General features: G+C 67.9%; 10 protein-coding genes. 8 read left to right on the forward strand and 2 right to left on the reverse strand.

Annotated features, from left to right (window positions below; translation table 11 throughout):
• Positions 1 to 25: 25 nt before the first annotated feature.
• Genes AIIKEEIJ_RS29085 through AIIKEEIJ_RS29095 form a run of 3 tightly spaced genes read left to right on the forward strand, consistent with a single transcriptional unit; the run spans position 26 to position 2177 of the window.
• A complete protein-coding gene (locus tag AIIKEEIJ_RS29085; RefSeq protein WP_161997136.1) occupies positions 26 to 514 on the forward strand; it encodes a hypothetical protein in 489 nt (162 codons plus the stop codon).
• Positions 515 to 516: 2 nt separating this feature from the next.
• Positions 517 to 1599, forward strand: coding sequence for a hypothetical protein (locus AIIKEEIJ_RS29090; protein ID WP_083583901.1), 1083 nt, complete (start codon positions 517 to 519; stop codon positions 1597 to 1599).
• 20 nt (positions 1600 to 1619) lie between these two features.
• Complete coding sequence (locus AIIKEEIJ_RS29095; RefSeq protein ID WP_225223363.1) at positions 1620 to 2177, forward strand: hypothetical protein; 558 nt, start codon at positions 1620 to 1622, stop codon at positions 2175 to 2177.
• Here the strand turns inward: AIIKEEIJ_RS29095 and AIIKEEIJ_RS29100 are convergent.
• Positions 2174 to 2536 (reverse strand): helix-turn-helix domain-containing protein, encoded by a 363-nt coding sequence (locus AIIKEEIJ_RS29100; protein ID WP_072815229.1) that lies wholly within the window; start codon positions 2534 to 2536, stop codon positions 2174 to 2176. The two genes, AIIKEEIJ_RS29095 and AIIKEEIJ_RS29100, sit on opposite strands and share 4 nt — an antisense overlap.
• A gap of 210 nt (positions 2537 to 2746) precedes the next feature.
• Positions 2747 to 3190: a helix-turn-helix transcriptional regulator gene (locus tag AIIKEEIJ_RS29105; protein WP_072815205.1), complete on the reverse strand. Its 444-nt coding sequence runs from the start codon at positions 3188 to 3190 to the stop codon at positions 2747 to 2749.
• A gap of 154 nt (positions 3191 to 3344) precedes the next feature.
• Between AIIKEEIJ_RS29105 and AIIKEEIJ_RS29110 the strand changes: the two genes are divergently transcribed.
• From AIIKEEIJ_RS29110 to AIIKEEIJ_RS29130, 5 genes are all read left to right on the forward strand, one after another.
• Complete coding sequence (locus tag AIIKEEIJ_RS29110) at positions 3345 to 4985, forward strand: cutinase family protein (protein WP_161997137.1); 1641 nt, start codon at positions 3345 to 3347, stop codon at positions 4983 to 4985.
• 30 nt (positions 4986 to 5015) lie between these two features.
• Entirely contained in the window at positions 5016 to 6128 is a 1113-nt protein-coding gene (locus tag AIIKEEIJ_RS29115) for an insoluble domain protein (RefSeq protein ID WP_174565242.1), read from the forward strand.
• 103 nt (positions 6129 to 6231) lie between these two features.
• On the forward strand, positions 6232 to 7251 hold the full coding sequence (locus AIIKEEIJ_RS29120; RefSeq protein WP_338021033.1) for a hypothetical protein: 1020 nt from the start codon (positions 6232 to 6234) through the stop codon (positions 7249 to 7251).
• Positions 7248 to 8021, forward strand: a complete 774-nt coding sequence (locus tag AIIKEEIJ_RS29125) for a hypothetical protein (protein WP_161997139.1) — start codon at positions 7248 to 7250, stop codon at positions 8019 to 8021. The genes AIIKEEIJ_RS29120 and AIIKEEIJ_RS29125 overlap by 4 nt, the downstream gene beginning before the upstream one ends.
• On the forward strand, positions 8018 to 8590 hold the full coding sequence (locus AIIKEEIJ_RS29130) for a DUF6668 family protein (RefSeq protein ID WP_161997140.1): 573 nt from the start codon (positions 8018 to 8020) through the stop codon (positions 8588 to 8590). The genes AIIKEEIJ_RS29125 and AIIKEEIJ_RS29130 overlap by 4 nt, the downstream gene beginning before the upstream one ends.
• Positions 8591 to 8689: the final 99 nt, after the last annotated feature.

The raw sequence follows: 8689 nt of genomic DNA on the forward strand, positions 1-8689 counted from the left end.
AGGTGCCGAGATGGAGGAGGCGTCTGTGGGCCCGGTGGCGGGGGCAGTCAGTGAGCTGCTTGCACATGCGCGGGGGGACGAAGCGGCCTCCGTTCTCGGTCTGGTGCCGACGATCGAGCGGATACGCGGTCGTCCCCTCGTGGTGACCAAGAACGCCGAGCTCGGCCCTGGCGTCTTCGCGCTCTGGAACAACCATCCCGACCGGGACGAGATTCTCCACGCCCCGTGGGTTGCCCACTTGGACCGCGCAATCGGCCACGAGTTCGGCCACATTCTCATGGGGCATGAGGGACGTTCGGCCCACGACACGGCGCGCCGGACTCTTCCGCCCGAATGGCACGGTATGGCCCGGATGATGCTTCGCAAGTACGGGCAGGGACACTGCCCCGACGAGCGTGAACGCCGACAGGAGGAGGAAGCGGAGGCCTTCGGTGCGGAATTGTGCCGGCGGATCTCGGGGGCCGGCATCGCCAGATCGGCCCGCATTCGGTCGTTGCTCAACGAGGCGCTGTAGCGGTGTACTCGACGATTGTTCTGTCGGTGTTGTTGTGGTGGGTCGCTTTCACCAGGGTGCGCCGATGGCGTCAATCGCACTCGGTTCTGGCGCTCGGGATCGCGGTGGTCTTCGTCTGCATGGCAGCGCACACGACCGTCAACGTGGGGCCGGTCGATCGGTTCGTCAGCAACGCGATAGGCGTTGCCAATGCCGCATCGGCGGTGAAGCAAGGCCTCTTCCTGGGGATGTGTCTGGGGGCAGCGTTGCTCCTGGTGGCGCTGTGCGTCCATGACGCAGGTGCTCAACGCCGTTGGGTAGGACCCTTATCGCTGGGTACGGTCGGTGCGATTGTTGTGGCTGTGGTCCTGTTTCTCGGCGCAGCTGATGCTCCGCAGGCGAGAGATGGCTACCAGTTCGATCAGCTCTACGGTCATCTGCCGGGCTATGCGGAGTCCGCGGCCTTCGTGATGGTCGTAGCTGCTGTGCTGTGCACGATCATCACGGTGGTGGTGGTGCACGGCTGGGATCTCGGCACTCCCGCCGGACGTGGTCTGGCGATCGTGGCTGTGGGGGTCGCCGTTCTGTCGGTGTATGCGTGGATGCGCGCCGGGTACATCGTTGCTGCCCGTGCGGGGTGGGTTGAACCCTCCACCCACGTGTTCGATGTGTCGACCGAGCTGGCGCTGGTGGGGTCTGTGCTGACGATGCTGGGCTTTACGTGGGCGTCCATCGAGAGGTTCTTCATGGGCCGGTCGCAGCGGAGGGACTTCGCGGAGCTGTACCAGGTGTTGGTGAAGCAGCGCTGGCCCGGAGTCATGCGGGAATCGTGGTCTGCGCTCGTTCCGGCTCGGCAGGTATCGGATCGGGCGAGTGAAGTGCTCGACGCGCTGTCGATGCAGGCCGACGAGGACGGGCTTCCGGAACGGGGCAGGCCGGCGACACCGGAGTCGATCGCGCGATGGGTGTGCACCGGTGAATCCGGGGGCGTCGGGGTCGACGGGCTGCGACCCCCTAGCGGGACCGACACGGTGAAGTGGGTGCGGGCAGTCGGTAAGGCGTTCGAGGTGCTTCGCGCTTCCGGTGAGGTGGAGTTGCAGCGTTGAAGGATGTGGTAGCCAGAGGCTTGACCGAAATCGCTGCGCCCTGGACGGTCAATGTCGCATCGTGCCTGACGCTCGGCATCCTGATCGGACACCCCGGGTGGGGGGCTTTCGTCGCGCTGTTCGCCGGGGTGCTGCCGATGATGCTGATCGTGTGGGGGATGGTGCGCGAGCGCATCGGGAACCATCACGTAACGGAGCATTCGGAACGGCATGGTCTGATCCTCGCGATACTTGCCCTGGTCGTCACAGCTCTCGTGGTGCAGCTCGTCGCGCAGGGCCCGGTCGAGATGATCGCGTTGACGTGTGCGGCCATAGCGACTCTGGTCAGTGTCGCTGTCTGGACGAGCATGGTCGGCATCAAGGCGTCGGTGCACATGGGCGTGTGGTGCGGCGTCGTAGCGATTTTCGCGGTCGGGCTCAGCCCCTGGTGGTGGACAGGGCTTGCTCTCGCGCCGGCCATCGCCTGGTCCCGGATGCAACTGGGGCATCACACGAGCAGGGAGATAGCGGTCGGTGCGGCCACCGGACTGGCTATCGCCCCGTTGACCTACCTCGCGGTCGCGAACCTCGTCTCCTAGGGGCGCTTCGGTTCGTCGGTGCCGACGCCGGTGTCATAGGGGTTGTACGCGCGGGCGGCGGATGCCACGTCGTTCGTTCGTAGCGACTGCACCCAGGAGATGTAGCGCACGGCCTGCTCGAACGAGTCGTCGTCGGCGAAGTACTGGAGCGGGACGTGGAAGAAGTCGGCGAGGTCCTGGGCGACCTTGAGTCCGGGGTTGGGGCGCTGGCCGTTGAGCAGCATGGAGATGTAGCCCTGGGTGATCGAGCCGCCGTTGCGCCGGATGCCATCCACGATCTCGTTCATGGTGAACGGGCCTCGGTCTTTGGGGTGCACATTGTCGATCAGATAGCGGAGCTTTTCGGCGAATGTCGCCACGCCCACCTCCTCATCGGGAATCAACAACGGCCCAGGTGAACCGGGCTCGTCAAATCTACAACCACCCCGGCGGCGATCAGAATCGCCGCCAGGGGACTCCTCCGCGCCCATTGCCTATCACCACGGTAATATTACTATTGTGATAGAGACGTATGGGGGTTTCCGCTTGGTCGGTCAAACGTATGAACGCAGGTAAGGGTGCCGGTGGTGTCAGCGTGATCCGCCCGGTCTGCGGTGAGCGCGCATCCACAGCGACGTCACCTGCTCCTCGCTCGTGTCGAGAATGGTCGCCAACTTCCGCCTCTCGTCACTCGTCGGGGAGCGTTCGCCTCGTTCGAGCCGGGAGTAGGTGGACTTCGACATACCCAGCTCCTGGGCGATGTCGGACTGTGCCAGACCTCTGCGAGTCCGCCAGCTGGCGAGGGTCTGCGCTTGCTCTGGCACGACGGCGAGTTCGTGCACTGTGACTCCGAGGACTTCGGCCACTCGCTCCAGTGTGCTCGGGCTCGGTGCACTCTCACCGGTTTCCCAGTTGCGAACGGTGTTGTAGGTGACCGAGGACAGGCGTCCGAGATCGGAGCGGGACAGGCCCCGTTCGCGGCGCACCTCGGTGAGCCGGGTGGGATCGAACCCGTACAGGGCGCGGCGCGGCACTCTCACCTCCGTCTCGGGTCCACTCCGGTAACTCTCGCACCAACTTTGCCGCATATGCGCAGCTGGGTGGAAATCGCCGCCGACATTCTGTAGGAAATAACTGTGGGAAATAACTTCGATCTGGAGTAAGGTCGTAGCCGTGAAGGAGGGGAATATGAGCGCGTGGCCCAAACGCTTTGCGGCCATATCATTTTCGGCGGCTGTGCTGGCTACTGCCGGCCTGGGTACCGCCCCGGCCTATGCCCAGTCGAGCACGGGCGATGAACCGCACTGGCTCGGTGAGCTGGTCTCGGACTGCCCGGATCTGTACGTGCTCGGGATGCAGGGCACCACCGAGACGTCGCCGGACGCGCCGGTGAAGGTCGATACCGGAATGCTCTCGAACATCATGGGTCCGCTGCTCGATCAGGCCCGTGAGCTGGGCGCGAGCGTCGATCGGGCGTATGTGCCGTATCCCGGTTCGTTCGGTGGCCTGACGCCAGGCGGCACCGAGTCGTATGTCGAGTCGGTGACGGCAGGGGAGGAGAACCTGTCCCTGGCGGCGCAGAAGGTGCTCTCGCAGTGCCCTTCGGCCAAGCTCGCCGTCGTCGGCTTCTCCCAGGGCGCCCATGCCGCGTCGAACTTCCTGCGGTCGGTCGGCAAGGGCACCGGGGTCGTTCCGGCCCGCTCGGTCGCAGCCGGTGCCCTGTTCGGCGCGCCGACCCGCAGCCCCGGATCGGGACTGTTCCCCGGGACCTCGCAGACGGCCCCGTCGCCGGTTCCCGGCACCAGGGGAGAGGCGGTCAAGGCGCTGTCGGCGGTGTCGTTCACCGCCCCCGAAGGAGGTGGCATCGGGCCGGTGGCCGATCTGACCAGCAGCTACGGCAGCCTGTCGGGACGGGTGTCGTCCTGGTGCCAGGGCGGGGATCTGGCCTGTGATGCGCCGGCGAACGCCCCGGTCGTGCGGGCGGTGGTCAACGTCGCCGGTCAGGTCGAGGTCGGCGGGGATCCGTTCGTCGCGATCTCCACGGTCGGACGGGCACTGGCATCGACGGCCTTCAAGACCGCCGTCGATGTGGTCAACCAGGACATTCAGGCGCCGAAGAGCGCGCTGTCGGCGATCTCGGTCCAGCCGAAGAAGACCATCTCGCAGCGGCTGGCCGAAGCATCCGATCCTCGGGCGAAAGCTCCGACGGGACAGGAAGTCACGGCAGCGTTGATGAAGGTCGGGCTGATCGGCATCAACGCGGCGGTCACGGTCGTCAAGAAGGTGCTGACCCCGGAGACGATCGCAGCGGTCGCGGCGGCAGGGCTGGCCAATCCGGCCGCGGCCTTCGGTGTGCTCGCGGCCAAGACGGTCAGTGTGCTGCCCGAGCTGGTCCCGCCGGCGACCTCGCAGCGGTTGGTGCGGCAGGCGTTCCAGGTCGTGCAGAACGAGGTCAAGGCCAACCGGGACGCGTTCGACCTGGTGGCGATGACGACGGTGCGCAATGTCGCCGCCGAACACGGCTCCTACGGGTCGGTCCCGGCTACTGCCAGCGGACAGGCCCCGACCCGGTTCGCTGCCTCCTGGCTCGCTGCGGTGGCATCCGACCTCAGCGCTGCGGCCGACTCCACCACCTCCACGACGGTGACCTCCACCGCGACGACGCCGACCACTACGACGGTCCGGCCGTCGGCGACCACCTCGACCACCCCGTCGTCGCAGACGGCGACGTCCACCACCTCGGAACCGGCCGTGACCACCACGACTGTGGTCGACGCGGGACCGACGGTGCTCGATCAAGGCGGCATCTCGGCCGCCGAACTCAACTGATTCACGCCTCGACAGAAGAGAGAACCACTGATGAGCAAGCATCACAGGCCGTCACGGATCGCCAAGGCGAGCGTCGTGCCTGCCACGGCCGCCGCGATCGTGGCAGCGGGCACCGGTGTGGCCTGGGCAGCTCCGGTCGAGCTGCCCTCGCAGGGCGGGGTGACCACCCCGGCACCGTCCACTCAGGGCGGCACCACCAGCGCGCCGAAGCCGCCGGCCAAGCAGATCTACTGGACCCCGCCGCCGGCGCAGCAGCGCGAGTACGCGCCGCTGCCGGACTACAACTACGACACCAACCGCTATGAGCGGCAGTCCACTCCGGCGCCGATCAACCCGCTGGAGCTGCGTGCCCCGCAGCCGGTCGAGCCGGAACCGATCTACATCGCTCCGCCCGAGAAGATCATGATCGGCGATGTCCACTTCAACCAGCCGAATTGGGTCACCGACGACGACCGGGAGCGCACCAACAACACCGCCGGTCTGATCCGGTCGGACGTGGCGACGTTCTACAAGTCGATCGGTATCGAAGCCAGCCGTGCCGATCGTGTCGCTGCTGCTCAGATCGGCGCGACGGTGGCCGGTGCGGCAGCCGGCGGGGCGGCCGGTGCCGTTCCCGGTGCCCTGATCGGCGGCACCATCGGCGGTATCGCCGGTGCCACCGCCGGTGGTGTGGTGCCGCTGCCGATCCCGGTGCTGCCCGAGGTCACTACCGGTGTCGCCGGTACCGCAGCCGGAGCAGCGATCGGCGCTGCGGTCGGCGCGGTTCCCGGCGCAGTGCTCGGTGGCGCGGCCGGTCTGGCTGCCGGAACCGCCTTCGGTGCCGGTGACGACGAAGGTCAGCCCATCGAGGTGGAGCTGCCGGACGTGGGTGAAGACGTGCTCACCGAGCAGGCCGGTTCCACGGTCGAGCAGTGGCAGTCCTCCGGCCCGGTCGGACAGGCCGCCGCCGACGCAGTTCAGAACGTCGTGCAGACCGCTCCGCAGGTCGATTCGCAGGTCCGTGAGTGGGTCGAGGTCCAGCCCGGTGGTGAAGGCGTGATCGCCGGTGTGGACAGCGCTCTGGACACCTTCTTCGGCGGTTCGGCCGGCACTGCCGCCGAGATGATCTCGACCGCGATCGGCGACGGGATCGTGCCGGCCTGATCTGCTCGACCAGCTTTCGGTGGGGGCGGGCACGCCCCGCCCCCACCACCCGACGACGGAGGACACTTTGTCGACCGACAATCGAGGAACACTCTTCCCGGACGTGACCGAGCACTACGGGCCGCAGCCGACTCCGACCGAGACCGTTGCGACCGGATCGCTGTACTTCCCGATCCCGGACGAGACCATCGCCGACGCGGTGGTGGCATCGGACCTCGAACCGGTCGATGCCGACGCGGTGATCCAGACCGAACTCGAACCGATTCTCACCGCCGACACCACCGGCGAGCCCGATCCCGACGTACCTTCTCTCCCCGATCCCGGGGCCCACGACCCTGCCGACAACGGCGATGCCGCAACCGAGGTCGATCCCTATGCCGATGCCCCGGACTGGGTGCACGTCCACATTCCGCGAGGTCCGCTGGTGATCTCGCAGCGCAGCCGTGGGGGTCTCAAGTCCGCGATCGGCCGTGCCTGCCCTCCCCGGCCGACTCCGGCCCCCGAGTCGGCCGAGGCCCCCACCAGCGCCCCCGCCGTGCCGGTCACCGACACCGCTGCCGCTGCTCCCGCGAAGCCGGGCGGCGATCGGTCCCGCACCTGGATGCTCGTCGGCGGCGGTGTCGCCGTGCTGGCGGTGGTCTCCGCTGCGGTGGTGACCGCGATGACCGGCAGCACCGACGAACCACAGGCGCCGCCGCTGCCGTCCTCCTCGGTAGTGGCCTCGCCCTCGACCACCCCCTCGACGACCGCGACCGCGGCGCCGCCGCTGTGGTGCGCCCCGGTCGACGAACCCGACCGGATCGTCGGCAACGGCCCCGGTGGACGCGATTCCGGCCCGGCGGTGATCCAGGCATTCGAGCACGCCTACTACGTCCAGCGGGACGGCCAGGCCGTCGCAGAGCTGATGGTCCTGCCCGGCAGCGATATTCAGAGCTTCATCGACGCCGTTCCGGCCGGGACCGAGCATTGCGTGAGCGTGCTGCCGACCGAGGACCCGAACCGCTGGTCGGTCGATGTGCTGCTGAAGTTCCCGCCCGTGGGAGACGAAGGCATCCACAAGCAGTGGATCACCACCATGCCCGCCGACGGCGGGTTGAAGATCGCGAACGTGGAGAATCGATGAACAACGTTGTTGCATTTCGCCGTAGCCCGAAAATCGAGCAACCCGAACACCTCTCGGCCATCGTGGTGGCCGGCTCCGGGGGAGCGGCCGCGACCACGACCTGCCTCGGCCTGGCCACCGCCCTGCGCCTGGGAACCGATGCACAGGTCGCGGCGATCGACGGCACCTTCGGCGGCGGAAACCTGCTCGACCGCGCCGGGGTCGAACCGATCGATTCTGCGCGGGCGATCCGCCAGCTCGGCTCCCGTATGGCCCTCAGCACGGCCGGTGCCGTGGTCGTCGGACACGGCGAATCCTCGGATTCGGTGCTGGTGGACAGCCTTCTCGCCGATCGGCATCTCGCCCGCATCCACGATGTCGGAACGGCGTTGCGCTCGCGCCGTCTGGCTCCGCTGATCGACGCCGGTGCCGCGATCGTCGTCGTCGCCCCGGCCCGATCCGAGCCGCTGAGCCGGATGCGCGACGGCCTCGAATGGCTGATGCGCACCTACGGATCGGACGTGCTCTCCCGCACGGTGGTGTCGATCTCGCACCAGCTTCCGCAGCGCCTGGTCGATCTGACCCCGATCCGGCAGGCGTTGGCCCCGCTGACCGCCGGGTTCGTCGAAGTGCCCTTCGATGCGAGCCTGGCTCGCCCCGGCACCGTCGACCACCGGCACCTGTCGGTCGACTCGATCGACGCCTGGACCGACGTGCTCGACGCCCTCGGCCGAGTCGAGGCCGGCCACCACGACACCGACCACCGGGCCGGGACCGAGGAGCTGGCATGAGCAGCAGAGAACGCATCAGCGTCGAGGTGCGGGTCGATCCGTACCCGGTGGCTGCGCCCGGGCCGGCGGTGTGGCTGCTCGGCGCGCACGGCGGGGCCGGGGTCTCCACCCTCGCCCGGTACTGGGACTTCGCCGAGGATGCGCGGCATCGGTGGCCGTGCGGTGACGCCCGGGAGACCGAATCGCCGTATGTGGTGGTGGTCTGCCGGGAAACCATCCAGGGCCTGTCCAGCGCCCACGATCTGATCCTCGAGCACCGCAACCGCGGGTTGGCGTGCGAGCTGCTCGGCCTGGTCACCGTGGCGAACGCGCCCGGTCAGCCCCCGAAGGAGGTGCGTCAGCTGCGCTCGATCGTCACCGGCGCGGTGGCTGCGCACTGGGCGATCGGCTGGCACCGCTTCCTGGCCTCGGCGGCCCGATCGAGCCTGCCCACCTGGCGCGCCCTCGACGGCGTGCCCATCCAGACCAAGGGAGCAGTCATCGACGTTCCCGAGGACGTGATCGCTGCCGGCGTCGGCATCATCACGGCAATCCAATCCAGCCTGCCCGCCTTGTGGTCGGGGCAGTAAGACACGGAGGACACGTCATGCTTCAGACCGTCGTGGACGTTGCGTATCTCGCACAAGGTTCGGTCAACTTCGACATCAACCCGGAGGTGCCGCCGGGCG

Source organism: Rhodococcus sp. YH1 (genome assembly GCF_009939605.1).
Taxonomy (GTDB): domain Bacteria; phylum Actinomycetota; class Actinomycetes; order Mycobacteriales; family Mycobacteriaceae; genus Rhodococcus; species Rhodococcus aetherivorans.

Excerpts from the sequence above, each read along its gene's own strand:
- AIIKEEIJ_RS29115 (WP_174565242.1), top strand. The coding sequence starts at position 5,016 with ATGAGCAAGCATCACAGGCCGTCACGGATCGCCAAGGCGAGCGTCGTG.
- AIIKEEIJ_RS29130 (WP_161997140.1), top strand. The coding sequence starts at position 8,018 with ATGAGCAGCAGAGAACGCATCAGCGTCGAGGTGCGGGTCGATCCGTAC.
- AIIKEEIJ_RS29110 (WP_161997137.1), top strand. The coding sequence starts at position 3,345 with ATGAGCGCGTGGCCCAAACGCTTTGCGGCCATATCATTTTCGGCGGCT.
- AIIKEEIJ_RS29125 (WP_161997139.1), top strand. The coding sequence starts at position 7,248 with ATGAACAACGTTGTTGCATTTCGCCGTAGCCCGAAAATCGAGCAACCC.